Origin of the sequence: Achromobacter sp. F4_2707 (assembly GCF_047501535.1) — a bacterium.
Classification (GTDB): Bacteria; Pseudomonadota; Gammaproteobacteria; order Burkholderiales; family Burkholderiaceae_B; genus Yanghanlia.
Genome location: NZ_JAZDRJ010000008.1, coordinates 26,551 through 52,084, shown reverse-complemented (window position 1 = coordinate 52,084; position 25,534 = coordinate 26,551). Strand labels below are relative to the sequence as shown.

The following is a 25,534-nucleotide window of genomic DNA, read 5'->3' as shown; positions in this document are numbered from 1 at the left end:
TTAAATGTGCGGCCATTCGCGTCTTTTTCAAGGCGGCACTGGCACGCTCATCTGCTGCGGGGCTATGACATATCAGACAGTGTTGACACAGAGTCGAAACTTGTTAAGCTGTTGCCAGCCATATTTTGAAACAGGAGTCAACATGCGTGGTGTCATCCGCAAATGGGGAAACAGCGCGGCTATTCGCCTGCCTTCCTCCATGCTCAAAAGCCTGCGAGTCGGAGTCGATGACCTGATGGAAATGCGCGTCGAACGCGATTGTCTGATTCTCCAGCCAATTCGTTCCGAGGAGTACACGCTCGGGCAATTGGTAGGAGCGATCAAGCCCGCCAATACCCACGAAGAAATCGATTACGGCTCAATGTAGCACCCACCTAGGCCTTGAAACACCATGAGCAAACGCTATACCCCGGAAGCCGGTGACATCGTTCACATTCATTTCGAAATGCCGCCCCGGCATACCGGTCCTGACTACAAACCTGCGCTGGTCATCAGCCCTTCCCTCTACAACAAAAAATCCGGTCTGATGCTGTGCTGCGCCATTACATCTCAAACCAAAGGCTATCCGTTTGAGGTCGCCCTAGCCTCCATTGAAGGTCATTGCACCCTAGCAGATCAGGTCAAAAGCCTGGGCTGGCCGGGTATAAAAATCAGCCATCAGGGTCGCGCTAGCCCCGAAGAGCTGGCGGCTGTGCGAGCCAAGCTCACTGCGCTGATTCTGCCGGGTTAAACCCAGGCCATCACCTATTCACTCACACGCCCCATGAGCCGTTTCAAGCAGCTTGAAAGCTTTGTGGCCGTCGCCGCACTGGGCAGCCTGTCCGCCGCTGCGCGGCAGGAAGGTGTCGCCCCCGCCATGATAGGCCGCCGCATCAATGCATTAGAGGCGCGGCTGGGTATCAAGTTGCTGGTGCGCTCCACACGCAGCATGTCGCTGACATCCGAAGGGAGTCTATTCTTAGAAGAGGCTCAGCGCATCCTGCGCGAGCTGAACGACTTGGAGTCACGTATATCGCAAGGCAGCGTGCGCCCGTCCGGCCACCTGCGCGTCAGCGCCCCCGCAGGGTTCGGGCGCCGCCATGTCGCCCCGCTTCTGCCCGACTTCACCGCTTCCTACCCAGATGTCAGTATTAGCTTGGATCTCAGCGATCGATTAGTCGATCTCATCGACGAAGGCTACGATTGCGCCATCCGTATAGGCGAGCTGGAGGATTCCCGCATAGTGGGCGTTCGGCTGGCAGACAACAAGCGTGTCATAGTCGCCTCGCCTTCATACCTCCAGCGCAACGGCCGCCCTAATTCGCCCGATGACCTGCTGGAACACAACTGCCTATCTTTCGGCCAACAAGGCAACCAAGCCAAAGGCTGGCTACTGACTCAAAACGGCCAAGTACGCGCCATTCGGGTAAAGGGCAACCTTGCATGCAGCGACGGCTCAGTTCTGCATCAGTGGACACTTGCTGGCATGGGGCTGGCTTGGCGCTCGCTTTGGGAGGTTCAGGAAGATATTGAAGCCGGCCATCTGATTACGGTACTCGACGAATATGCTGCACCTGTAAATGGTATATTTGCCCTGATGCCTGAACGCAAACATCTACCTCAAAGGCTGCGCTTATTCTTGGATATGCTCAAAGGGCACTACTCTTCGCCCACGTACTGGAACGGCGGCTTAAACAAACAAACGCCCGAGTAACACAGATGGGCGGAAATCAAAAGCTGCGCCTCCTAGCATAAAACCACCAACATGACAATCGGGACAGGCACCCGGCTATCCTTTATACTTGATCTATATCAAACAGCACTGGCGAGCCGCTGTGCGCCCGCAAGGGCAACCTGACGTATGCAAAAGCGAATTAGTGTAACTTCCGACTCCACCCGTTGCTCAACCTGTATGTTGAGCGAACTGTGCTTTCCTTTAGGTATGGCACGCAACGATGTCGCGAGGCTTGATGAGCTTATCCGGGAGCGCATTCGCGTGCCCAAGGGTTCGGCTCTCTTTCACCTGGGCGACAAAACCGAAGCAGTCTACGGTATCCGGTCTGGCACACTTAAAACTCAACTTGAAGACGCTGCTGGCCAAGTACAGATCACCGGCTTCCTGCTACCCGGCGAGATTCTCGGCATGGACGGCTTGGTAAACAACACTCATGTTTCCCATGCTATCGCTCTGGAAGACAGCGAGGTCTGTGTGATTCGCATTGACGACATGGATCAGCTTTCGCTGCATTTCCCTGCCCTGCAACAGCAGTTTCGCAGGTTGATGAGCAAGGAAATCAACCGTTCTCACCAATTGGTGATGTCGCTGGGGTCTTTACGTTCGGAACAACGACTGGCAGCCTTTTTACTAAACCTGTCGCATCGGCTTTCCGCCTTGGGCTATTCGCCCTATGAGTTTGTACTTCGCATGAGCCGTGAAGAAATCGGCAACTATCTCGGCCTGACTCTCGAAACCGTCAGCAGGCTGTTTTCACGCTTTGCGCGCGAAGGCCTGCTACAAATTCGCCAGCGAGAAGTCCATATTCTTGATATCCAGGCCCTGCGCAGCCTTTCCGGCAGCGACTGCGGCTAAGCGCGATTACGCCGCCCCAGGCGCCCTATAAAGGGTCGCCGAATTCATCGTACTCACGCGGACGTGGCGCGATTTTAAGCGTCAGTGTGCTGGACAGCGCGGCCATCACCCAGAAAAAGAAAAAACCTATTGTGTAAGCCTGCATACGGCTGGTCTCGATATGCCCGAAAATCACGAGATCCAGAGGGTCTATGAAGGCGAACACAAAAAAGGTCATCATCGCAGCGACCAGAAAAGAAGGCCACATTATCCACATCAATGAACGCCATTTCATAGAGCGGTCTCCTGCTTCTTCAACGCCAAGGGCGTAATTCCCCTAACAAACAGCTTAGCGCTGCTGTAGATAACGAACCTTGAATTCGCGCACATTCAGGGTTGAGCCTTAGTTTCTACCTGAGGTTTGGTCACCACGAGACCTCGCTTTACCCCACCATCACGGATTTCCTGATCTGAAAAATTCTGGAAAGCCAGATAAATGGTGATCGCACACCCAATAATGGCTAGGGCGGGACCTGCCATGAGAATCCAGGGCCAGGGTTCGCGATACCAGGGCTTCGCTTGATCAGTGTCTTTCATGCCACGTGCTTGTTTGAGGTTTAATTAATACGATATCGGTTTTCAATGTTGATATCAATTGGGAACGTAAAAACTAGACGGTTCAACAGCCTCGATCTCCCGGCCCTGCTCCGATGTCGCACTCGCGCGAAATTCGATATTGTGCAAGCCTGGCTCCGCCTGACCAACCGGCATCCGTACCACAATAGGTACCAGCCTATTGGATGCCGCTGGGATTTCTACCGTAGAAGTTTTATCGCCGTCGGTTGTTGTCACCACGATTTCGGGCACACCGGACGCGGACAACGACAAGGTCAACGGCTCTTCCGCCGTATTGATGATCTGAAGGCGGTACACGTTTTCAATCATGCCGCCCGGCACCTCACGACCCAAAGCCCCTCGGTCACGGATCACATCAAACCGCAAGGTAGTGCGTGTCGCCAGAGACACCATGAAGGCGATGAAGATAACGCCCAAAATGGCGGTATAGACCATCGTGCGCGGGCGCAAGGTGCGCTTGCGTACTTGCTGCTGTGTCAGACCTTCCTTAATGGCGTTCCCCGACGTGTAACGGATCAGGCCTCGGGGGTACTCCATTTTGTCCATGACGGTATCACAGGCATCTACACAGGCGCCGCACCCGATACACATGTATTGCATGCCTTCGCGGATATCGATACCGGTGGGACAGACCTGCACGCACAGACTACAGTCTACGCAATCTCCCATGCCGGCTTCTTTGTGATCAATCCGGCGAGAGCGACCGCCACGCGGCTCCCCGCGCACATAGTCGTAGGTGACAACGAACGTGTCTTCGTCAACCATAACGCTCTGAAAACGAGCGTAGGGACACATGTACTTGCAGACTTGTTCGCGCATGAAACCGGCATTGCCCCAGGTGGCAAAGCCGTAGAAGAACATCCAGAACCACTGCCAGAAACCCAGAGTTCCGGCAAACACACCCAGCAGCAGTTCGCGAATAGGTGCGAAATAACCGATGAATGTAAAGCCCGTCCACAGCGCAATCAGCACCCACAGAATGTGTTTCGTGGCTTTGACGCGGAACTTGCGCAGGCTCCAGGGGGCTTCATCAAGCCGAATGCGGGCCAACCGGTCGCCTTCGACCTTGCGCTCGACCCACATGAATATTTCGGTATAAACGGTTTGAGGACAGGCGTAACCACAGAATAGCCGGCCTGCCAACGCCGTAAATAAAAACAGCGAGAATGCTGAAAGCACCAGCAAGACAGTCAGGTAAATGATGTCTTGCGGCCACAGCACCATGCCGAAGATATAAAACTTGCGAGCGCCCAGATCAAATAGAACAGCCTGGCGGTCATTCCATTGCAACCAGGGCAGCCCGTAGAAAATAATCTGCGTAAAGTAAACGAGCGCAACACGCCATTTAGCGAAATAGCCCGTGACCGAACGCGGATAGATTTTATTCCGTACGTCGGCCAGGGCTTTTTCAACTACGGGTGAGGACCCACCCCCCGGCCTTGAGATCGGTTGAGGCTGCCATTTAGGGGCGTCCTCTTGACCTTCGTTGCGGGGCTTGACGGTGGGATCCTGACTACTCATTACTTGTGTTTACCTTGGATTAAATGCTTCAGTTAGCGGCGGCAACAACATTGCCATCGTTATTCGACAGCCCCCAGACCCAGGCCGCCAGCAGGCGAATCTGATCTTCGGTCATCAGGTTCTTCTGAGGCGGCATGATGTTCTCACGCCCATTCAGAATAGTCTGAACGATGGAGGCTTCTGAACTGCCGTGCAGCCAGATATTGTCGGTCAGATTGGGGGCGCCCAGGGCGGTATTACCTGTGCCGTCGGCACCATGGCAAGCCACGCAGAACGCATCAAAATGACGCTTACCAGCCACGATGCGCATGGGATCGTGAGCCAGGCCGGACAAAGAGCGAACGTACTGAGCGGTATCGGACGCTTCGGACGGGCTGAGCTGAGAACCCCATGGCGGCATCATGCCGTGACGGCCTTCCGTAATCGTGTGAATGATCTGCTCCGGTTCGCCGCCCCAGATCCAGTCGTTATCAGCCAAATTGGGAAAGCTGGCCGCACCACGCGCATCGGAACCATGGCACTGAGCACAGTTATTCAGGAACAAACGTTGGCCGATCTCACGTGCTTCCGCGTCCTTCGCCACATCTTCGAAGGACATTTCTGCGTAACGCGCATAGATCGGAGCAATACGTTCCTGCAACTCGATCTGGTTAGCCCGTACTTCACGAGCGGAACTGTAGCCCGTTACACCTGGGCCGAAACCCAGTGCCGGATACAAGACGAACATTCCCAGGGCAACCACACACAGCAGAATGAACATGATAGTCCACCAGCGTGGAATCGGATTGTTCAGTTCAGTGAGGTCACCGTCCCAGACATGGCCAGTGTCTTCGACCTGGTCGATCTCGCGCTTCAGCCAAACCCGCTGCGAAAACAGCAGGATTAGACAGAATACGACACCACCAAGGGCCAGAGTTGCAATCCAGTAGCTCCAGAAGCTACTTACAAAATCGTTCATGGAAGCTCCTAATTCTTTTTATCCGTGGTGCCTTCATCAGGCAAAGCGAAAGGCAGCATGGCCGCTTCGCGGTTCGCCTGTGCCCGGCCGCGCGAGAATGCCCACCAGCAAATACCAAGGAAGGTAATCATTGCCAGAATGGTGGCAAGAGCATTGATGATTGCGATCATTGCTGATCTCCTTGAGCGGTGATGTCCGCAGGCCGTTCGCCGCCCTGGAGCACGGCGCGCTCAGCCGCTGCACGGCCAGCCACACCCAACCCCTGCAGATAGGCAACGATGGCGTCTTCTTCCGTCTTGCCTACCAGTGCCTCGGGGGCCGCTTCGATTTGCTCTTCCGTATAGGGCACACCCAGGCGAGTCAACGCACGCATACGAGCGGATACGTTGGTGCCCTCAACGGTGTTGTGCTGCAGCCACGGATAGGCCGGCATATTGGATTCCGCAACCACAGCGCGAGGATCGCGCAAGTGAACGCGGTGCCAATCATCAGAGTAACGCTGACCTACGCGGGCGAGGTCAGGGCCGGTGCGCTTGGAACCCCACAGGAAGGGGTGCTCGTACACACCCTCACCTGCCAGAGAGTAAGGGCCATAACGCTGCACTTCCGAGCTGAGCATACGGATTTGCTGCGAGTGACACCCAACGCAACCCTCGCGGATATAGATGTCGCGCCCGACCAACCGCAGCGGGTCGTAGGGCTCCACGCCCTCGGTCGCCACGGTGGTGGAGTGCTGGAAGAACAGCGGCACAATTTGGGCCAGGCCAGCAAAGGAGATGACCAGGAAGCTGAAGAACATCAGCCAGCCCACGTTGGTTTCTACCAACTTGTGCGAAAAGAATTTGGTTTTTTCTTGCGCCATTTTTGAAATTCTCCTAGGCGGTGGCCGGTGTCGTGCTCGCGGGCGGGATACGCAGCGCAGGGTCACGTGCATCGGGGCTGTACAGGGGAACCTCGGGGTTCACGCCCTTGACGCCAATGCGTACGGTCATGAGTGTGTTCCAGAGCATGATGACAATGCCAGCCAAGAACATCAGGCCGCCCAACAGACGGATCGCGTAGAACGGGTAAGTTGCCTTAACCGCCTCAACAAAGGAGTAGGTCAGCGTGCCGTCGGGGCTCGTAGCGCGCCACATCAGGCCTTGCATCACACCAGCAATCCACATGGCGGCGATATACAGCACCACGCCCAGGGTTGCGATCCAGAAGTGAACCTCAATGGCCTTTGTGCTGTACATGCTGGTACGGCCGAACAGGCGCGGAATCAGGTAGTACAGGGAACCAATGGTGATCATTGCCACCCAGCCCAATGCACCAGAGTGCACGTGGCCGACCGTCCAGTCAGTGTAGTGCGACAGCGCATTCACTGTGCGGATGGACATCATGGAACCTTCAAACGTGGACATGCCGTAGAACGACAGCGACACCACCAGGAACTTCAGGATGGGGTCGGTGCGCAGCTTGTGCCATGCGCCGGACATCGTCATGATGCCGTTGATCATGCCACCCCAGGATGGAGCCAGCAGAATCAGTGACAGAGCGGAGCCCAGGTATTGGGTCCAGTCGGGCAACGAGGTGTACATCAGGTGGTGCGGCCCTGCCCACATATACGTGAAGGCCAGCGCCCAGAAGTGCACAATCGAGAGGCGATACGAGAAGATGGGACGCTCAGCCTGTTTGGGAACGAAGTAGTACATCATGCCCAGGAAGCTGGTGGTCAGGAAGAAGCCCACGGCGTTGTGACCATACCACCACTGCACCATGGCATCCTGCACGCCTGCGTATGCGGAATAGGACTTCCACAACGTGACGGGCATCTGGATGTTATTGAAAATGTGCAGTACGGCGATGGTAATGATGTAAGAGCCGAAGAACCAGTTCGCCACATAGATGTGCTTGACCCGGCGCTTAACAATGGTGCCGAAGAACACAATAGCGAAGGAAACCCAGACCAGAGCGATCAGGATGTCGATAGGCCATTCGAGTTCGGCGTATTCCTTGGTGGAAGTAATGCCCAGAGGCAAAGTAATTACAGCCGCCACAATAACAGCCTGCCAGCCCCAGAATGTGAAAGCGGCAAGCTTGTCACAGAACAGGCGAGCCTGGCTGGTACGTTGCACCACATAGTAGGAAGTCGCAAACAGCGCGCTCCCGCCAAACGCAAAAATCACTGCGTTCGTGTGCAATGGCCGCAAGCGGCCATAACTCAACCACGGAATGTCGAAATTCAATTGCGGCCAGATCAGTTGTGCGGCAATCCACACACCGACAGCCATGCCTACGACGCCCCAAACTACGGTCATGATGGCAAATTGCCTGACTACACCGTAGTTGAAGACTTCAGGCTGTTTCCCGAGCGTATCGGAAGTACCCATGAGCTTCCCCTCATTAATTATGAAAAACAATCGCGAGCATGATCTCGCATGGCCAAGCCTATAGCCTTGATTTACATCAATGCCCTTCTCGCAAGACTGGGCTTGATGCTTCCCCACCACAGGACACTTGACCTGAGGCGAATCTTGTCAAAACAGCTTTATACGCTAAGAGCTTTCGCCCCACCTTCAGCGCCGCTCGTCTCCAGGCGGCGTTTCCGAAGCCTTTGGCGAGTCGTCATCCATAAGGATGGACTCCCCTCCTTTTTGCGTGTCGTCGAACTGGCCGGAAAAAATCGCCCACCAGAACATCCCGCCGATCAAAGCCACAAACGCGAGCCCGATTGGCAACAACAGAAAAAGAGAAGCTGTCATGATCAGCCCTGGGCAACCGCGCCGGACCACTCCGGCTGGCTGACAGCCCGCAGTTGGCGGCGATACATGCGCCATGCATTCCCCGCAACCGCCAGGGATGACAGCAGCATGCTGAGCGCAGCCACCCAAGGAGCCACCAGCCCAATCGCTGCCAGCGGCGTCATGAGCAAATGCCAGACAACCGAACCATAGAGGTTCTGCCGTGTGACACGCCCGGTCACCCGGACCAGCTCAGCAACTTCAGAATCGGAGACAGGCCCGCGCGCGGCCAGTGAAGCATGCGCAGCGGACACAGAGGAAGGGACTGCCATGGCCATCGCACAAGGACAGCTCATGACGAACATGGCGACCAGTACCGGAACGGCATGGCTGGGATCAATATAAAACCACCACACCGCACCCGACACAACCGCCAGGGCAACTTGAATGGTGACAAACCAGAACGCAACGCGATTGGCGCGCTCGGAAGCCGAAGCGCGAAAGGATTCAATGGCGCTGTGTGCCCCGCCGGTTTCCACGGCCTGACGCGCACAGAACTCAAGATAGCGTGCCGTGAGCAGAAATGCCACGAACATCACAACGGAGTCGAAGTAGACTTCACCCTTACCCGCCCATGTCGCGTAGGCGCTGGGAATGAATGCAACGATAATCCCCAGGGCGACAGGTACATCCATGGTGACTTCTTTTTGTGCCAGGCGGCTGAGTGCCCCAGCCCACACCGGCTGAGCACAGTACAAAACCACGGGAACGGTAAGAAGCAGGCTGATCCAGTTCATCAGGAAGATGGCCTGATCAAGCAATTGAAGATTGTCGGGCGCCATACCCTCGTGGCGCAGATAGCCCGGAAACGCGAACATCATGACTTGCATCATAGCAAGCCAAGCTAGGCCCAAGCGGGCTAGCATATGCCGGCGACGGAGCCGGTCAGCATCCGACATTTCCAGCGGTGGAGAAAAAATAGACATCGCGCGCATGAGCAGCACTATACCTTTTTCGCCGGCCCTCCTTCTTGATCTAGATCAACGGCCTTCGCGCCCCACCCCTTGCTCCGCTTCACTAATCGTGTAACTTCTCAGCTCTAAACCGGACAGCAATCCTTCATAAAAAAAAACCTCCCGGCGCCTTGTCTTACGCCAGGAGGTCACTCTTATATTTACCCTGTTCCACACGGGCTAAAGCCGTACCAGCCAACCTCAGCCCGTTTCTCCCACGTCAGGCGTGGGCGGTGTCGAACTGTTCTTCTTCAGTCGAGCCGGTCAGAGCCGTGGTGGACGACTTACCGCCCTCAATAGCCTGTGTAACGGCATCGAAGTAGCCCGTACCCACTTCGCGCTGGTGGCGGACAGCGGTGAAACCTTTTTCCGCGGCGGCAAACTCTTTTTGCTGCAGTTCGACGAAAGCGCTCATGTTGCGGCGGGCATAACCATGTGCGAGTTCGAACATACCGTAGTTCAGGGAGTGGAAGCCTGCCAGTGTAATGAACTGGTAGCGATAGCCCATGGCGCCCAGTTCACGCTGGAAGCGCGCGATAGTATCGTCGTCAATGTTCTTCTTCCAGTTAAAGGAAGGCGAGCAGTTATAGGCCAACAGCTTGCCCGGGAACTGACGGTGGATGGCTTCAGCGAACTGACGCGCGTATTCCAGGTTGGGCGTGGAAGTTTCGCACCAGATCAAGTCAGCGTAGGGAGCATAAGCCAGACCACGAGAAATCGCTTGCTCGATACCAGCGCGAGTGCGGAAGAAGCCCTCGGTCGTGCGTTCACCCGTGATAAAGGGGCGGTCGTTTTCGTCAATATCGCTTGTCACCAAATCGGCAGCGTCAGCATCGGTGCGCGCCAGCAGCAGAGTCGGCACACCCATTACGTCTGCAGCCAAGCGCGCTGCCACGAGCTTGGACACAGCTTCGCGGGTTGGCACCAGCACCTTGCCGCCCATGTGGCCGCATTTCTTAACGGCAGCCAGCTGATCTTCAAAGTGCACGCCCGCAGCACCGGCTTCGATCATGGACTTCATCAATTCGAAGGCGTTCAGCACACCACCAAAGCCTGCTTCTGCATCGGCCACAATAGGTGCGAAGTAATCGATATAGCCTTCGTCACCCGGTTGCTTGCCTTCCGACCATTGGATCTGGTCGCAACGAGTTAATGCATTATTGATGCGGCGAACGACTTGCGGCACGGAATTGATGGGGTACAGAGATTGGTCGGGGTACATTTCGCCGGCCAAGTTGGCATCACCCGCCACCTGCCAGCCCGACAGGTAAATCGCCTTCAAACCCGCTTTGACCTGCTGCATGGCCTGGTTGCCACTCATGGCGCCCAGGGAGTTGATGAAGGGTTCTTCGTGCAGCAACTTCCAGAGCTTCTCTGCACCACGGCGGGCGAGAGTCTGCTCCACCACCACCGAACCGCGCAGGTTAACCACTTCTTCAGCGGTATAGCCGCGCTTAATCCCTTGCCAACGTGGGTCCTCCGCCCATTGGCGCTGCAGATTACGGATTTCCGTTTCGCGTGAACTCATGATGTTTCTCCTTAGTCATATAAAAGATGAAGATCGATGAGAAAAATTCTACGCGTATGTTGCAGCGCACACCACACTTTTATCTTATATAAGACATACTTTTTTTACCTTATAAATCAATAACTTTTTCTTTGCATTTCACCATACAAAACGAAATTACTCAGAATGAAAAGCAGAGCACTGCATTGCAAAATCCATTTTCCATATTATGAAAGCGCCTTTTCACAAAGCGGGAAAAACCGGAAAGGCTAAAATGACCTTTTCCCGACAATACCTTGATATGCCTGACTCCCCACTGAGCCAAACCACGCTTGGGCGCGAGGTCGCCTACCCCCAAGCCTACGATGCTTCATTGCTGTTTCCCATTGAGCGCGCACCTAACCGCGCCAGTTTGACGCTGCCCGGCACCTGGTACGGCGCCGACATCTGGAACGCTTATGAAGTGTCTTGGCTGAATCAACGCGGGCTGCCGCGCGCCACCTTGGCACGCTTTATCGTCCCCGCCGACAGCCCGCACCTGATCGAATCAAAATCGTTCAAGCTCTATCTGAACTCGTTCAATGAGAGCCGCTACGCCAGCGCCGCTGAAGTTGCAGCGACCATGCAAGCAGATCTGAGCCGAGTGGCAGAGGCGCAAGTGGCAGTACATTTGCAAGACGATCTTGCGTCGCTGCAAGCTCATTGCCGACCGCTGGAGGGCCGCTGCCTGGATGATCTGGATATTGAAATCGACCGCTACACGCCTGACCCCACCCTACTGCGTAGGGCGTCTGACGGCCCAGTGGTGACTGAAACCCTGGTCAGCCATCTTTTAAAGTCGAACTGCCCGGTCACCAACCAACCCGATTGGGGCAGTGTGCAAGTGCGTTACACCGGCCCCCGCCTCGACCCGGAAAGCCTGCTCAAATACATTGTGTCTTTCAGGCGCCATACCGAATTCCACGAACACTGCGTAGAACGTATGTATTGCGATTTATGGCAGGCACTGGAACCTGAGGCACTGTTTGTGATGGCGCGCTACACGCGCCGTGGTGGGCTGGATATCAACCCTTGGCGCAGCAGCCACCCTGTTGAAGTGGGCGACGAGCGCACCCCTAGGCAATAACGGCACGTGAACGGCCGGCGGCTGCCCGGCCCACTGCCACGGCCAGCAGAGCCGCAGCGATAAAACTGGCCGCTGCACCCATCCAAGGGCCACGCGCCAACCCTGCATCCAGCATCAGCCCAAAGCCTACAGGCGCCAGTGAGGCGCCAATATCCATGCCCGAATACACCAACCCGTAGACCGTACCGGTTGCCCCTTTGGGCGCAACACGACGAATCAGCATATCGCGTGAGGGGCCCGCCACGCCGGAACAGAAGCCGGCCAGAGCCACTAACCCTAAAGCCATGAACGGCCCTACCCAACCCGTCGCCAGCAATGCGAAGCAGGCGGCAGCCAATACCAAAGAACCGAATACGGTGAATTCACTGCGCGGCGTGCTGGACACTAGAAACCCTCCGGCCACCATGCCAATCGCGCCGGCAACCATATAACCCGACAAGGCCGAGCCCGCCAGCACTTTATCAACCCCGTATACCGTACCTAACATGGGTATGGTGTAGTTCTGGATGGCAGAAAGGGAAATCGATGAAAAGGCGAAAAACAAGAATGCCCCCCACAAAGCAGGCTGCATCAGTAGGGTGTGCAAAGTGCGGCCTATGCTTTGTTGGGAAAGATCTTCAGAGGACGAACGCGGCGCCGTCTGTGATTCACGCCCAGATTCTGCGGCTTCGCTCGACACAGGCGTTTCGTTATGGCCTGAAAGCGTGTTCCGGCCCAACCATGTGATGGCCAGCACTACCGCCACCAGCGCCGCGGCCGCCACCGCAGCCGTACGCCAATCGGCCAGATAAATAAAAGCCGCCATATATACAGGCGCCAGCGCCCAGCCCAGATTGCCGGTCAGCCCATGGGCACTGTAGCCATGGCCCAGGCGTTGCGAACTGACCCGGTGATTCAAGATGGAATAATCGACCGGGTGAAAGACGGAATTACCAATGCCACCAATGACAGCGGCCGCCACCAGCATGGCATAACCATTCGAGCTGGCTATTAGCAGACCCGAGATAACGAAACAAGCCAAGCCAAAATGCAGTACGGGCGCAGGCCCGACACGATCGACCACAAAACCGGAAGATGCCTGGCCGATGGACGACAGCAAAAAGAAAATAGAGGCCAGCAACCCGAGTTGGGCAAAGTCGTATCCATACTCGGCCGCCAACGACAAATACAACGTTGGCAGCACAAGCTGAAAGAAATGCGAACAAGCATGCGCTGCGCCCACCAAGGAAATAACGGACCAGTCGCGCCGCCTGATCATGGCGCTGGTCATGGACACCATTCCTTGGGCCGACGCACTCATTGCCACACGCTCCTATGATTGCCCTGTACGGTTACGGATTTCCGGCCATGCCCGCTTCAGGTAATAACACATTGACCAGACAGTGAGTACCGCCGCCACAACGATAAGCGCCTGCCCGACGAGATCGGTGGGAATACCGTACAGAGGCTGCCAATAAAGCAGGCAGGGAATCGCCACCATCTGTGCTGCTGTTTTGAACTTGCCCAACCTGTGCACTGCAACGCTGCCGCTGGCGCCGATTTTGGCCATCCACTCACGCAAAGCGGAAATCGTGATCTCGCGCCCAATAATGATGAGAGCGATAAATGCATCGACCCGATCAAGGTTGAGCAAAATGAGCAAAGCCGCACAAACCATGAGTTTGTCGGCGACGGGGTCAAGAAAGGCGCCAAAACTGGACGTTTGATTCCAGCGCCGCGCCAGCCAGCCATCGAACCAGTCGGTAAGCGCAGCGACAATGAAGAATGCCGCCCCCACCGCGTCGCGTACGGTTTCTGGCATCCAGCTAACGGGGATGTAGTAGAGCGCGACGATGAGGGGAATCATCGCAATGCGCAACCACGTAAGGGCAATAGGCAGATTAAATGGCATAGGTGAGATACTACCTCAAGCTGGGTGGAGCCTGCTCATCGCAAGGCATGATAGATGCGTTCAGCCAGTTCGGCAGAGATACCCTCAACTGAACGAAGGTCATCAATGCTGGCATCGACGACACCGGAAAAACCGCCGAAGCGAGCCAGCAGTCGTTGCCGCCGCCGAGCCCCCACCCCTTCTATTTCCTCCAAGCGCGAAACCGTGCGCGCCTTAGCGCGGCGGGCTCGCATACCTGTGATGGCGAAGCGATGGGCCTCGTCGCGAATCTGCGCTATCAGCAACAGAGCGGGTGATTCTACGCCAAGCAAAAGCGGTTCCCGATCATCGGCGAAAATCAAGGTTTCCAGGCCTACCTTGCGCCCTTCCCCTTTAGCCACCCCCACCAGCACACTGGTGTCCAATCCCAGCTCAACAAATACCTGTCGCGCAACTTCCACCTGCCCCTTGCCTCCGTCAATCAGCACGACATCGGGCAAAGGCGCATCGCCATCAGCCACCCGCGTAAAGCGGCGCGACAGCACCTGGCGCATGGCGGCATAATCGTCGCCAGGCGTAATGCCTGCAATGTTGTAGCGCCGATACATGGATGGCTGCATATCATGGTGCTGATACACCACGCACGATGCTTGCGTTGCCTCGCCCGCCGTATGGCTGATGTCAAAACATTCCACACGCAAAGCCTGCAAGAAGGCCGCATCGGTATCCAATGCAAGGGTTTCGGCCAGATCCAGCGTGCGCGCCTCGCGGGCGCTGGATTCGCTCAGGGAACGCATCAGCGCAAGTTCGGCGTTTTTCACAACTTGCTCTAACCAAGTTTTACGCAGCCCCTGTGGGCGAATGATGAAGCGCGCTTTGACCCCGGTCTGTTCGGCCAGCAGGGTTAGCAGATTTGCATCGGGCAACTTGTGGGAACACACCAGCACAGGCGGCATCTTGGTATCGATATAGTGCTGAGCCACAAAAGCCGCCAAGACATCCGCCGGGCTGTCATCCACCGTGTGTGAAGGAAAAAACGCTTTGTCGCCCAGATGCCTGCCCCCGCGCACCATTGCCAGGTTCACACATGTGCGCCCGCCCAGGGCCACCACACCAATGATGTCAACGTCGTCCTGGCCGACCTGTTCCATGGATTGCTGCTGCAACACCCTCGACAGCGCTCCCATTTGGTCGCGCAATACCGCCGCCTGCTCGAAATCCAGGCGTTCGGAAGCCGCAAACATGCGAGCTTCGATATCCTTCAGTACATCATCAGCATGACCATCGAGAAAACTGATGGCGCGTTCGACATCTGCCTGATAATCGGCTAGAGAGATATGCCCCACACAAGGTGCGGAGCAGCGCCCGATCTGATACAGCAAACAGGGGCGCGAGCGGTTAGCAAAGACACTGTCTTCGCAACTTCGCAACCGGAAAACCTTCTGCAAAATTTGTAGGGTTTCGCGCACTGCCCAGCTGTTGGGGTATGGGCCGAAAAAGCGCCCTTTGCGGCTGGTTGCCCCGCGATAATAGGCAATGCGAGCATATTCGTGCCCGCTAAACATTAAGTACGGGTAGGATTTATCGTCCCGAAACAGAATGTTGTAACGGGGCTTCAGGCGCTTGATCAGGTTATTTTCAAGCAGCAACGCTTCGGCTTCGCTACGCGTAACCGTGACTTCCACCCTTGCCACCCGCGCCACCATGTGGGCGATGCGCGGGCTGTTGGAAGACGTTTTCTGAAAGTACGAACTCACGCGCCGCTTGAGATCGCGAGCCTTACCCACATAAAGCACCTCGCCCTGGGCATCAAGATGACGGTAGACGCCCGGCAAGTTGGGCAGGTCAGACAGAAAGGATTTCAGATCGAATTCGTCGGGCATGCTGGTATCGTGCATCGCGCTGCAGAGTGTCCCAGTCAGGCGCTGCAGCTTTCGGCCGGAGCCGACGCAACCGGTTTACGGAATCGGAGGGCAGCTGGAAGTCCAGGCGGGCAAGCAAGTCGTCAGCGAGATCGGGGCGGTTGCACACCAGCACCATATCGCAACCGGCTTGCAGCGCCGCATTCGCTCTGGCCAGAATATCCCCCGCAACGGTGGCGCCTTCCATGGTGAGATCATCAGAAAACACCACACCATCGTAGCCCAAACGCTGCCGCAATATCTGCTGCACCCACACAGCCGAAAACCCTGCCGGAGCACTATCAACCTGAGGGTAAATCACGTGGGCCGGCATCACCGAGGGCAGCACGAGATCTCCCAACCAAGCATAAGGTGCGGCGTCTTCTTCCAGTATACGATCCAAGCTGCGCTCATCGACAGGAATCTCATGGTGGGAGTCGGCCTCCACTGCGCCATGACCTGGAAAATGCTTGCCGCAAGCCGCCATGCCCGCACCGCCCAGGCCCTGAATCAAGCCCCTGGCCAGCATAGCCACCACAGCCGGATCACGATGAAATGCACGATCGCCAATCACCTTGCTGACACCGTAGTCGAGATCCAGCACAGGCGTGAAGCTGAGATCCACCCCGCAGGCGCGCAGCTCGGCCGCCAACACATAGCCCACCGCCGTAGCCGCTCGCATGGCGGCTTGCTGGTTGGCGTCCCATAAGGAGCCAAGGTCGCGCATGCAAGGCAAAGCGGTAAAACCGTCGGCCCGGAAGCGCTGCACCCGCCCTCCTTCGTGATCAACTGCTATCAGCAAAGGCTCTTCACGTAGCGCATGAATTTCAGCGCACAAGGCCGTCAGTGCGGCCCGGTCGGTAAAGTTACGAGAAAACAGGATGACACCCCCAACCAGGGGGTGCCGCAGGCGCTCGCGTTCGTGGTCCGTCAGGCTAGGCCCGGCAACATCGACCATGACCGGGCCGGGCGGTAAGACAAACGAAGGTGTGCTCATGATTAAAGGGCTTCCACTACTACGTAGGCGGCGACGATGTCATGTTCATCGGTGACAGACACATGGGCCTGGCCAAAGCGCTGCGCATACCAGCTCTGTAAAGGTTCTGACAGCTTGACGTAAGGCCGCCCACCGGGTGCGTTCAAGGTTTGCATACGCGACCAGGCCATGGGCATGCGCATGCCCAGGCCAATGGCTTTGGAAAAAGCCTCTTTGGCCGCAAACCGGGTTGCCAGATAACGCACCCCACGCCGCGGGTCGCGCTGATAACGCCGCTGAAAAACAAAAAGTTCATCAGGGCCGAGTATACGTTGCACAAACCGCTGCGGATGACGATCAAATACGCGCTGCGCACGATCTAACCGAAGAAGATCCAGGCCAATGCCTGCGATGCGCGCATTCCCTGCTTGCGTCAACATAGCCGCCCCTTCTGACATTAGACTTTTATGAAATGCTCGCGATAATGCTTGAGCTCGGAGATGGATTCGTAAATGTCTGCCAAGGCCTCATGACGGGCTTGCTTGACGAAACTACGATAGACCTCGGGCTTCCAGCGCAAGGCCAGTTCCTTCAGGGTGCTTACATCAAGGTTTCGATAGTGGAAAAACGCTTCCAGTTTCGGCATGTATTTGACCATGAAACGGCGGTCTTGGCCGATCGTGTTGCCACACATGGGCGACTTACCCGCCGGCACGTGTTCAGCCAGGAACGCCAGCATACGCTCTTCTGCCTCGGCCTCGCTCAAGGTAGACGCTTTCACTTTGTCGATCAGCCCCGTCTTGCCATGCGTGGACTGATTCCATTTATCCATGGCATCCAGCAGGGAATCCGGTTGATGCACAACCAACACCGGCCCTTCAGCCACCACCGTGAGGTCCGGCTCGGTGACAACTGCTGCTAATTCGATGATGCGTTCTTTCTCCGGGTCGAGCCCGGTCATTTCCATGTCTATCCAGACCAGGCGCTGTTCTTTGGCCACCACATATAATCCTTTAATGAAAAAAGAGATTTTCGCATAAGCTGCCCACATGTTCACTTTACTGTTTGTCGCCTTCCTTCTTATCGACGTATTGCTTCGGCTCTGGCTCGCTTCCCGGCAGGTCCGCCATGTGCGCCTGCACCGCGACCACATACCCGATGCTTTCCGCGAACGCATCAGCCTGTATAGCCATCAGCGGGCTGCCGATTACACGGTGGCGAAGATGCGCGTTCTCATGGTGGAACGCCTAGTGGAAGTGGTCGTGCTGCTAGGGTTTACCTTGTTGGGGGGCCTGCAGTTCATCGACTCTCTGCTGGGCAGGCTGATCGACGGCGATATGCTGCGCCAGCTTGCTCTGTTGTCGGTGGTGTTCGCCATCATGGGTGTTATCGGCCTGCCCTTCGCCTTCTACAACAAATTCCGGCTGGAACAGCGCTTCGGCTTCAACCGCATGACGCCCCGCCTCTTCATCCTGGACAGCCTTAAAACATTATTGCTGTCGCTGCTTTTCGGCCTGCCCTTGGCGGCAGCGGTGCTGTGGGTCATGGGCAATACCGGCACGGCCTGGGCATGGTGGGCGTGGGGCATCTGGGTGGTATTCAATTTCCTGCTGATCTGGCTGTTTCCCACCGTCATTGCGCCGATGTTCAATAAGTTCACGCCGCTAGACAACCCAGATATCTCCGATCGCATTGAGCGCCTCATGGAGCGCGGCGGCTTCTCCGTGGACGGTCTGTTCGTGATGGACGGCTCCAAACGTTCGGCTCACGGCAATGCCTACTTCACCGGCTTTGGAAAATCCCGACGCATCGTGTTCTTCGACACCCTGCTGTCGCGCCTGAATGCCGATGAAATTGAAGCGGTACTGGCTCATGAACTCGGCCATTTCAAGCATCGCCACATTATCCGGCGCATGGTGCTGTCCTTCGGCTTTGCCTTGGTATTCTTTCTGGTGCTGGCCTGGCTGTCGACTCAGGTATGGTTTTACGAGGGCTTAGGCGTCACACCGCAACTGGGTCGCGCCAACGATGCACTGGCCCTGGTTCTGTTTTTCCTGGCCATGCCTGTTTTCACCTTCTGGCTCACGCCGCTGACAGCCTGGCTTTCACGGCGCGATGAATACCAGGCCGACCGCTACGCTGCCGGGCAATCGTCTCGCCAAGCTCTGGTTTCGGCATTGGTTAAGCTGTACGACGACAACGCCGCCACCCTGACGCCTGACCCGCTGCACTCGGCGTTTTATGACAGCCACCCTCCTGCTACCCAACGTATCGAGCATCTGCAACATGCGGCACACTAAGAAAAACCCAGCGCCTTCCAACACGTCTGTCGCGGAACAGCAGGGGCGCATTATTTCGTCGCACGGCCGTCACTACATGGTCGAACTGGACGATGGCAGCATTAGAAAATGTTTCCCGCGAGGTAAAAAAGGCGGCGCAACAGTCGGCGACTACGTCATCATTACACCGCAAGGCGAAGAAGGCAGCATTGAACGCATACTGGAGCGCCGCAACCTGCTTTATCGTTCCGATGACATGCGCAGCAAACAATTCGCGGCCAATGTCGACCGTTTGCTGATTGTGGTGGCGCCGGAGCCCCTGTTTTCTACCGACTTAGCTGGCCGGGCGCTGGTGGGCGCATGGAGCGCCGACATCGAGCCGATTATTATTCTCAACAAGGCCGACCTGCCATCCGCAGACATGGCCCGCCGCCAACTGGCGCAGTTTCGCAACCTGGGAGTGCCCATAATCGAAACCAACGCCATGGATGCCCAAGCCACTCAGAATACGCTGATGCCTTTGCTGCAAGGCCATTCCAGCTTGTTGCTGGGGCAAAGCGCCATGGGAAAATCTACCTTGCTCAACGCGCTGGTGCCTGATGCCCAAGCCGCCACCCAAGAACACTCCCAAGCACTGGGGGCAGGCAAACACACCACTACGGCTACACGCTTGTATCGCCTGCCAGGAGGGGGCGACCTTATCGACTCACCCGGGTTCCAAGCCTTTGGTTTGCAACATCTGGAAGCGGAAGACATTGTGCGGGGCTTTCCGGAGTTTCATGACCCCATCACACACTGCCGTTTCTACAATTGCAGCCACCGCCACGAGCCGGGCTGCGGCGTACTAACGGCGCTTGAGCGCGGTGAAATCGCAGCAGAGCGCCATGCTCTATACACCCGTCTGCTGGCTGAAAATGAAGCCCGCAGCAACTATTGAGCAGGTTTATTCAGAAAGGCCTGCCGCTTCGGCCGCAGCCAGATAATGATAAAGATTGCGAATCAAGGCCGCCGTGGCGCCCCAGATGAAGTAATCACCCCAGGTGACCGAAAAGAAATAACGTGGCAGGCCATCTTCCGGGCGGATTTCATGCAGACGATGTAAAGCGGGGCTGAGTAGCGACGTCAGGGGTACATCGAAGATTTCCGCCACTTCACCGTGATCAGGCGTCAAGGTATAGCCTGGCCGCAGCACACCAATAACCGGCTTCATCGTATAACGCGTGGAAGTCAGGAAACTCGGCTGACTGCCGATAAGTTCAATAAAACGCGGCTCTACGCCCACTTCTTCCCAAGTCTCGCGCAAGGCGGTGTGCTTGTAATCAAGATCGCTGGGCTCAATACGCCCCCCGGGAAAGCAGATCTGCCCTGCATGACTGTACAAATTGGCCGCACGACGTGTAAATAAAACACGCAAGCCATCAGGGCTTTCCAATAGAGGGATACACACCGCAGCCGGCTTGATGTCGCTGTGACCGCTGGTGTCGAGATCAAAATAGTTTGTAAAGACGGGTTCGACCTGCCAGGAAATTGGCTGGGAAAATGCTTTGCGTATGAAAGGCAGCTGCAACGACGACGGTGAAAGCTCAGGCAGCGACGGCACAGGTATGGTAGGTTGCGCCGTAGGGTCAAACCCAGACACGTGTCGGGGCCAGACAATAGGAGGGATAGGATCCATATCACCAAAATTAGCCGCCTGCTGCATTTTGGGCTCACCGCCCGCAGCGGCCAGCCTTGCCCGGAATCAGACCGGCGACAAATAACAAAGGCACCCGTTTCTGGGTGCCTTTGTTTGGGACTGAGCTGATATATACGTGCGTATATTTATGCGGCAGTCTTTTTGCTGGAACGAACCAGCTTTTCCTTGATGCGGGCAGCCTTACCAGAACGGTTGCGCAGATAGTACAGTTTAGCACGGCGGACATCGCCACGGCGCTTGACTTCGATGCTGGCGATCTGGGGCGAGTACAGCTGGAAGGTTCGTTCCACTGCTTCACCGGAAGAGATCTTGCGCACAATGAAGGAAGAGTTCAGGCCACGGTTGCGGCGGCCGATTACCACACCTTCGTAAGCCTGCACACGCTTGCGCGTGCCTTCAACCACATTGACGTTCACAACAACGGTGTCGCCAGGGCCGAATTCGGGGTGCTGATTACCACCGGTCAGGCGCTGGATTTCTTCCTGTTCAAGGATTTCGATGAGATTCACGGTTAACTCCAAAATTCATCGTATGCAAAGCCGGACTTGGAATTTATTAGGCCTTGCCAGAGGATGAGGAAATAGCCCGTTATTCTAGCAGGAGAACCACCAGTTTGAAAAGCCGCAATTTAGAAGCCACCCGCAGCGCCCAACCACATGAGACCGGGAATACTTGCGCCCCAGCAAATAACCATAACGACATCTACCAACATGCCTTTACGGCTAAGTGTGCCTGGTACGGCCGTTTTATGCTTTTTTACACTGCTTTTCCCGGGTGCCTTGCCCTGGGCTTTAGGTGCAGGAGGAAATGGCCATTTAAAGGGAGCTGCTGATTTATAGGTTTTCATGGAGTAACCCTGTTTTTTTGTCCAGTATATAGGTACTGTATATAAAACCAGCATTTGGAGCAAGAGGCATGATGCGGTCATGCAACAGCCGAGTCACGCCACACATAAAAAAACACCCCAAAAGTTGGAAGTACCCAACCCTTGGGGTGTAGCTCATGCCCAAATGCCTGTTACTGAAACACGGTTGCGGCGTAATCGGCAGCAATATCGCCTGCCAGAACCGCATCGCGGTAGGCCTGGGCTCGCGGCAACAACTGTGCAGCATGAAACAGCGCTGTCGCAAACTTGCGTTGATGAAAGTTGCTGGCATCGCCCGCCAGCTCAAACCGATGAACTGCCAAAGCAGAACGCGCCAACTGCCAGCCGCCATGTACCAGCCCTGCCAGCATGAGCAAAGGCACGCTGCCCATGAACACGCCTCTTACGTGCTCTCGCGCATGTTTCAGCACATGAGCCACCGCCGCCTCGTAGGCGGTAACAGCTTCGTCCAGCCGCTGCCGGATCACCCCCAGCGCCTGTGAGTGCTTGGTGTTTTCCGCTGCTGCTGCATCCAGTTCAGCCAAGGTCTGGCGCATCTGCGCGGCAACAGCCAGGGCCACGCTGCCGCCATCACGCAACACCTTACGACCGAGGAAATCATTTGCTTGGATAGCCGTCGTACCTTCGTAAATGGAAAGAATCCGGGCATCCCGGTAATACTGGGCGGCCCCAGTTTCTTCGATATACCCCATGCCGCCATGTACCTGCACGCCCAAGGAAGCCACTTCAATTGCAGATTCTGTAGAGAATGCCTTTACCACCGGAACCAGGTACTCGTACACCGCTGCGCAGCGCGCCCGCTCCGCGCTATCGGGGTGACCGGCCGCTTTATCTACCAGCGCAGCGGCGCACAGCGCCGTGGCCCGGGCCCCTTCCGTCAGGGCGCGCATGGTCAGCAACATGCGTTGAACATCGGGGTGCCGGTTAATCGATACTGGGCCTGCCGAGCCTTCCACGGCCTGCCCTTGAATACGCTCTGCCGCGTAGGCCTCGGCCCGCTGCAACGCCCTTTCACTGACCGCCACGCCTTGCATGCCTACGGCATAACGAGCCGCGTTCATCATGATGAACATGTATTCCAGGCCGCGATTTTCCTCGCCCACCAAATAACCGACCGCCCCTTCTCCGACCTCGCCCTTACCCGAACCGTATAGCAGCACGGCAGTCGGGCTGCCGTGTATACCCAACTTATGTTCAAGCGAAGCGCACCAGATATCGTTGCGCGCACCCAGCGAACCATCATCATTCACCAGGAACTTGGGAACGATAAAGAGCGAAATCCCCTTCACGCCTTTAGGCGCATTGGGCGTGCGAGCCAAGACCAGATGGACGATGTTCTCGGCCATATCGTGGTCGCCGTAGGTGATAAAGATTTTTTCGCCGTGCAGACGGTAGCTGCCATCTTCCTGGGGCAAAGCCCGCGCCGTCAGCATGGCCAGATCGGAACCGGCCTGCGGCTCGGTCAGATTCATGGTGCCTGTCCAGCGGCCCTCCAGCATGGGAGGAATATAACGTTGGCGTTGTTCCGGCGTGCCCACCATAGTCAGCGCCTCAATAACGCCGTCCGTCAGCATCGGGCACAAAGCAAAAGCGACGTTAGCGGCGTTCAGGGCTTCGCTTGTCGCAGCACTCAACAACCGAGGCAAGCCCTGCCCGCCCCATTCAGAATCGTGCTGCAGCCCCTGCCAGCCCCCTTGGCCAAATTCCTGAAATGCTTCTTTAAAGCCGGGCGTCGTATATACCTGACCTTCTTCCCAACGCGCGGGTTGCAGGTCTCCCTGCTGGTTCAGCGGAGCAATGACTTCCTCAACAAAACGCGCATTTTCATGCAGCACGGCATCAATCGTTTCGCCATCCAGTTCCGCATGTGCAGGCAAGGCCAGAACACCTTCGAGATCGGCCAATTCCTTGAATATAAAACGAACGTCTTCAACGGGTGCTTGATAAGTCATGATGCCTCGCTTGCCCTTCCGGCCAAGCCGGGCCAGGGCTGAATACTTTTTAAATTGGATTAATCTTATATTACGACTGCCTCGCACATGATACTACTGCGCTCACGCCTTACCGTGAGGGCCTAGGGCAGTCTCTGTTTATCCTGTCTCAACAGACAGGCGAAAAAAAACCTGCAGGGCACGTAGCTTCTGCAGGTTTTTTTTGGGTGGAACCCCGCGCAAGCTGCCCCGGGTTCCACCAGAGACGACCAAAAATTTTACAGCGCTTCGGTCAGCTCTGGAACGGCAGTAAACAGGTCTGCCACAAGGCCGTAGTCGGACACACCGAAGATGGGAGCTTCGGCATCTTTATTGATGGCTACGATGACCTTGGAGTCTTTCATGCCGGCCAAATGCTGGATGGCGCCGGAAATGCCGACGGCAACGTAAAGCTGCGGTGCGACGATCTTCCCGGTCTGGCCAACCTGCCAGTCGTTGGGCGCGTAACCAGCATCCACTGCAGCGCGCGAGGCACCCACAGCAGCGCCGAGTTTGTCGGCCAGTGCATCCAGAATTTTGAAGTTTTCAGCACTGCCCAAGCCACGACCACCGGAAACCACGATGGAAGCGCCTGCCAGTTCCGGACGATCGCTCTTGGCGATTTCACGGCCTACGAAAGACGATTTACCGGAGTCGGCCACAGCACCTGCATTCTCGATCGCTGCGCTGCCACCTTCTGCGGCCACAGCGTCAAACGCGGTGGTGCGCACGGTGATGACTTTCACGCTATCGGCTGACTGCACGGTGGCAATGGCGTTACCCGCATAGATGGGGCGCTGGAAAGTGTCGGCAGACTCGACGGCAACGATATCGGAGATTTGTGCGACGTCAAGCTTGGCGGCCACACGCGGTGCGACGTTTTTGCCCGCTGCGGTAGCAGGGAACAGGATGTGGCTGTAGTTGCCAGCGATTTCCAGCACCTGAGCCGCAACGTTTTCCGCCAGACCATGCTCAAGCTGAGCGCCGTCGGCGAGAATAACCTTAGACACACCTGCCACTTTGGCAGCCTCATCAGCCACAGCCTGGGCGCCGCTGCCGGCCACCAGAATGTGGATATCGCCACCGATAGCGGCAGCAGCAGCCACAGCGCTCAGCGTAGCAGCCTTCAGTTGAGCGTTGTCGTGTTCAGCAATAACCAAATTCGTCATGATCAAACCACCTTCGCTTCATTCTTGAGTTTGTCTACCAGCGTTGCCACGTCGGGCACCATGATGCCAGCCTTGCGCTCAGCCGGCTCAACGACCTTGAGCGTCTTCAGACGCGGCGCAACATCGACGCCGAGGTCTTCAGGGGTAACGGTTTCCAAGGGCTTTTTCTTTGCCTTCATGATGTTGGGCAAAGTGACGTAGCGCGGCTCGTTCAGACGCAAGTCGGTCGTAACGATGGCTGGCAGCGACAGCGACAGCGTTTCGAGACCACCGTCGACTTCGCGGGTGACCTGCACCTTATCGCCGTCGACTTCAACCTTGCTGGCGAACGTGGCTTGCGGCCAATCGAGCAGCGCGGCCAGCATCTGACCGGTTTGGTTGGCGTCGTCATCGATCGCCTGTTTGCCGAGAATCACCAACTGTGGCTGTTCTTTGTCAACCAGAGCCTTCAGCAGCTTGGCAACGGCCAAAGGCTGCAATTCAGCATCGGTTTGCGCCAGGATGCCGCGATCGGCACCAATGGCCATGGCGGTGCGCAGGGTTTCCTGCGATTGTGCGACGCCGCAAGAGACAGCTATCACTTCAGTCGCCACGCCTTTTTCCTTCAGGCGAGTGGCTTCTTCCACCGCGATTTCATCGAACGGGTTCATGGACATCTTCACGTTAGCGATATCCACACCGCTTTGGTCTGATTTCACACGCACCTTGACGTTGTAGTCAACGACGCGCTTGACGGGTACTAACACCTTCAT

Annotated in this window: 29 protein-coding genes; 7 read left to right on the top strand and 22 right to left on the bottom strand. The window is 56.4% G+C overall.

What is annotated here, in order from left to right:
- Positions 1-142 precede the first annotated feature (142 nt).
- The 4 genes from VRY85_RS09275 to fnr all read left to right on the top strand — a co-directional run bounded on the left by VRY85_RS09275 (position 143) and on the right by fnr (position 2,569).
- Positions 143-367, top strand: coding sequence for an AbrB/MazE/SpoVT family DNA-binding domain-containing protein (locus VRY85_RS09275; RefSeq protein ID WP_414598307.1), 225 nt, complete (start codon positions 143-145; stop codon positions 365-367).
- A gap of 24 nt (positions 368-391) precedes the next feature.
- Positions 392-730: a type II toxin-antitoxin system PemK/MazF family toxin gene (locus tag VRY85_RS09270; protein WP_414598306.1), complete on the top strand. Its 339-nt coding sequence runs from the start codon at positions 392-394 to the stop codon at positions 728-730.
- Between the two features lie 33 nt (positions 731-763).
- Positions 764-1,693 carry a LysR substrate-binding domain-containing protein gene (locus VRY85_RS09265; RefSeq protein ID WP_414598305.1) on the top strand — a complete coding sequence of 310 codons (930 nt, stop codon included), beginning with the start codon at positions 764-766 and terminating at the stop codon, positions 1,691-1,693.
- Positions 1,694-1,840: 147 nt separating this feature from the next.
- Positions 1,841-2,569 (top strand): fumarate/nitrate reduction transcriptional regulator Fnr, encoded by a 729-nt coding sequence (fnr, locus tag VRY85_RS09260; RefSeq protein ID WP_414598304.1) that lies wholly within the window; start codon positions 1,841-1,843, stop codon positions 2,567-2,569.
- A gap of 25 nt (positions 2,570-2,594) precedes the next feature.
- Here the strand turns inward: fnr and VRY85_RS09255 are convergent, their stop codons facing one another.
- The 10 genes from VRY85_RS09255 to aceA form a co-directional block, all read right to left on the bottom strand.
- Positions 2,595-2,843: a hypothetical protein gene (locus tag VRY85_RS09255; RefSeq protein ID WP_414598303.1), complete on the bottom strand. Its 249-nt coding sequence runs from the start codon at positions 2,841-2,843 to the stop codon at positions 2,595-2,597.
- 95 nt (positions 2,844-2,938) lie between these two features.
- Entirely contained in the window at positions 2,939-3,145 is a 207-nt protein-coding gene (locus VRY85_RS09250) for a FixH family protein (RefSeq protein ID WP_414598302.1), read from the bottom strand.
- A 54-nt stretch (positions 3,146-3,199) separates the two neighbouring features.
- Positions 3,200-4,705 carry a cytochrome c oxidase accessory protein CcoG gene (gene ccoG, locus VRY85_RS09245; protein ID WP_414598301.1) on the bottom strand — a complete coding sequence of 502 codons (1,506 nt, stop codon included), beginning with the start codon at positions 4,703-4,705 and terminating at the stop codon, positions 3,200-3,202.
- A gap of 28 nt (positions 4,706-4,733) precedes the next feature.
- On the bottom strand, positions 4,734-5,663 hold the full coding sequence (gene ccoP, locus VRY85_RS09240; RefSeq protein WP_414598300.1) for a cytochrome-c oxidase, cbb3-type subunit III: 930 nt from the start codon (positions 5,661-5,663) through the stop codon (positions 4,734-4,736).
- 8 nt (positions 5,664-5,671) lie between these two features.
- Positions 5,672-5,830 (bottom strand): cbb3-type cytochrome oxidase subunit 3, encoded by a 159-nt coding sequence (locus VRY85_RS09235; RefSeq protein ID WP_414598414.1) that lies wholly within the window; start codon positions 5,828-5,830, stop codon positions 5,672-5,674.
- Positions 5,830-6,525 (bottom strand): cytochrome-c oxidase, cbb3-type subunit II, encoded by a 696-nt coding sequence (gene ccoO, locus VRY85_RS09230; RefSeq protein WP_414598299.1) that lies wholly within the window; start codon positions 6,523-6,525, stop codon positions 5,830-5,832. Before ccoO ends, VRY85_RS09235 begins: the two co-directional genes overlap by 1 nt.
- Positions 6,526-6,538: 13 nt before the next feature.
- Positions 6,539-8,038, bottom strand: coding sequence for a cytochrome-c oxidase, cbb3-type subunit I (ccoN, locus tag VRY85_RS09225; protein ID WP_414598298.1), 1,500 nt, complete (start codon positions 8,036-8,038; stop codon positions 6,539-6,541).
- Positions 8,039-8,224: 186 nt separating this feature from the next.
- The gene (gene ccoS / locus VRY85_RS09220; protein ID WP_414598297.1) at positions 8,225-8,410 is read right to left on the bottom strand and encodes a cbb3-type cytochrome oxidase assembly protein CcoS; all 186 of its coding nucleotides are present in this window, start codon (positions 8,408-8,410) and stop codon (positions 8,225-8,227) included.
- Between the two features lie 2 nt (positions 8,411-8,412).
- The gene (locus VRY85_RS09215; protein WP_414598296.1) at positions 8,413-9,384 is read right to left on the bottom strand and encodes a hypothetical protein; all 972 of its coding nucleotides are present in this window, start codon (positions 9,382-9,384) and stop codon (positions 8,413-8,415) included.
- Positions 9,385-9,622: 238 nt separating this feature from the next.
- Positions 9,623-10,930, bottom strand: a complete 1,308-nt coding sequence (gene aceA / locus VRY85_RS09210; protein ID WP_414598295.1) for an isocitrate lyase — start codon at positions 10,928-10,930, stop codon at positions 9,623-9,625.
- Positions 10,931-11,183: 253 nt separating this feature from the next.
- On the opposite strand from aceA, the gene queF reads away from it, so the two are divergent.
- Entirely contained in the window at positions 11,184-12,035 is an 852-nt protein-coding gene (queF, locus tag VRY85_RS09205) for an NADPH-dependent 7-cyano-7-deazaguanine reductase QueF (protein WP_414598294.1), read from the top strand.
- Here the strand turns inward: queF and VRY85_RS09200 are convergent.
- From VRY85_RS09200 to orn, 6 genes are read right to left on the bottom strand one after another with little or no spacing between them, the layout of a single operon-like run.
- On the bottom strand, positions 12,025-13,335 hold the full coding sequence (locus VRY85_RS09200; protein ID WP_414598293.1) for an MFS transporter: 1,311 nt from the start codon (positions 13,333-13,335) through the stop codon (positions 12,025-12,027). The genes queF and VRY85_RS09200 overlap by 11 nt on opposite strands.
- 12 nt (positions 13,336-13,347) lie before the next feature.
- Positions 13,348-13,926, bottom strand: coding sequence for a CDP-diacylglycerol--glycerol-3-phosphate 3-phosphatidyltransferase (gene pgsA, locus VRY85_RS09195; protein WP_414598292.1), 579 nt, complete (start codon positions 13,924-13,926; stop codon positions 13,348-13,350).
- Between the two features lie 35 nt (positions 13,927-13,961).
- The gene (uvrC, locus tag VRY85_RS09190; protein WP_414598291.1) at positions 13,962-15,788 is read right to left on the bottom strand and encodes an excinuclease ABC subunit UvrC; all 1,827 of its coding nucleotides are present in this window, start codon (positions 15,786-15,788) and stop codon (positions 13,962-13,964) included.
- Entirely contained in the window at positions 15,751-16,803 is a 1,053-nt protein-coding gene (gene nagZ / locus VRY85_RS09185; RefSeq protein WP_414598290.1) for a beta-N-acetylhexosaminidase, read from the bottom strand. Before nagZ ends, uvrC begins: the two co-directional genes overlap by 38 nt.
- A gap of 2 nt (positions 16,804-16,805) precedes the next feature.
- Positions 16,806-17,222, bottom strand: coding sequence for a holo-ACP synthase (gene acpS, locus VRY85_RS09180; protein WP_414598289.1), 417 nt, complete (start codon positions 17,220-17,222; stop codon positions 16,806-16,808).
- 17 nt (positions 17,223-17,239) lie between these two features.
- Positions 17,240-17,785, bottom strand: a complete 546-nt coding sequence (gene orn, locus VRY85_RS09175) for an oligoribonuclease (RefSeq protein ID WP_414598288.1) — start codon at positions 17,783-17,785, stop codon at positions 17,240-17,242.
- 46 nt (positions 17,786-17,831) lie between these two features.
- Between orn and VRY85_RS09170 the strand changes: the two genes are divergently transcribed.
- Complete coding sequence (locus VRY85_RS09170; RefSeq protein WP_414598287.1) at positions 17,832-19,082, top strand: M48 family metallopeptidase; 1,251 nt, start codon at positions 17,832-17,834, stop codon at positions 19,080-19,082.
- Complete coding sequence (gene rsgA, locus VRY85_RS09165; protein WP_414598286.1) at positions 19,069-19,998, top strand: ribosome small subunit-dependent GTPase A; 930 nt, start codon at positions 19,069-19,071, stop codon at positions 19,996-19,998. The genes VRY85_RS09170 and rsgA overlap by 14 nt, the downstream gene beginning before the upstream one ends.
- Positions 19,999-20,004: 6 nt before the next feature.
- Here the strand turns inward: rsgA and VRY85_RS09160 are convergent, their stop codons facing one another.
- The 6 genes from VRY85_RS09160 to VRY85_RS09135 all read right to left on the bottom strand — a co-directional run bounded on the left by VRY85_RS09160 (position 20,005) and on the right by VRY85_RS09135 (position 25,534).
- A complete protein-coding gene (locus tag VRY85_RS09160) occupies positions 20,005-20,736 on the bottom strand; it encodes an NUDIX hydrolase (protein ID WP_414598285.1) in 732 nt (243 codons plus the stop codon).
- 146 nt (positions 20,737-20,882) lie between these two features.
- A complete protein-coding gene (rplS, locus tag VRY85_RS09155; RefSeq protein WP_414598284.1) occupies positions 20,883-21,266 on the bottom strand; it encodes a 50S ribosomal protein L19 in 384 nt (127 codons plus the stop codon).
- A 119-nt stretch (positions 21,267-21,385) separates the two neighbouring features.
- Complete coding sequence (locus VRY85_RS09150) at positions 21,386-21,604, bottom strand: hypothetical protein (protein ID WP_414598283.1); 219 nt, start codon at positions 21,602-21,604, stop codon at positions 21,386-21,388.
- Positions 21,605-21,774: 170 nt separating this feature from the next.
- Complete coding sequence (locus VRY85_RS09145; protein ID WP_414598282.1) at positions 21,775-23,595, bottom strand: acyl-CoA dehydrogenase; 1,821 nt, start codon at positions 23,593-23,595, stop codon at positions 21,775-21,777.
- Positions 23,596-23,852: 257 nt separating this feature from the next.
- Positions 23,853-24,782, bottom strand: coding sequence for an electron transfer flavoprotein subunit alpha/FixB family protein (locus VRY85_RS09140; RefSeq protein WP_414598281.1), 930 nt, complete (start codon positions 24,780-24,782; stop codon positions 23,853-23,855).
- 2 nt (positions 24,783-24,784) lie between these two features.
- Positions 24,785-25,534 carry an electron transfer flavoprotein subunit beta/FixA family protein gene (locus VRY85_RS09135; protein WP_414598280.1) on the bottom strand — a complete coding sequence of 250 codons (750 nt, stop codon included), beginning with the start codon at positions 25,532-25,534 and terminating at the stop codon, positions 24,785-24,787.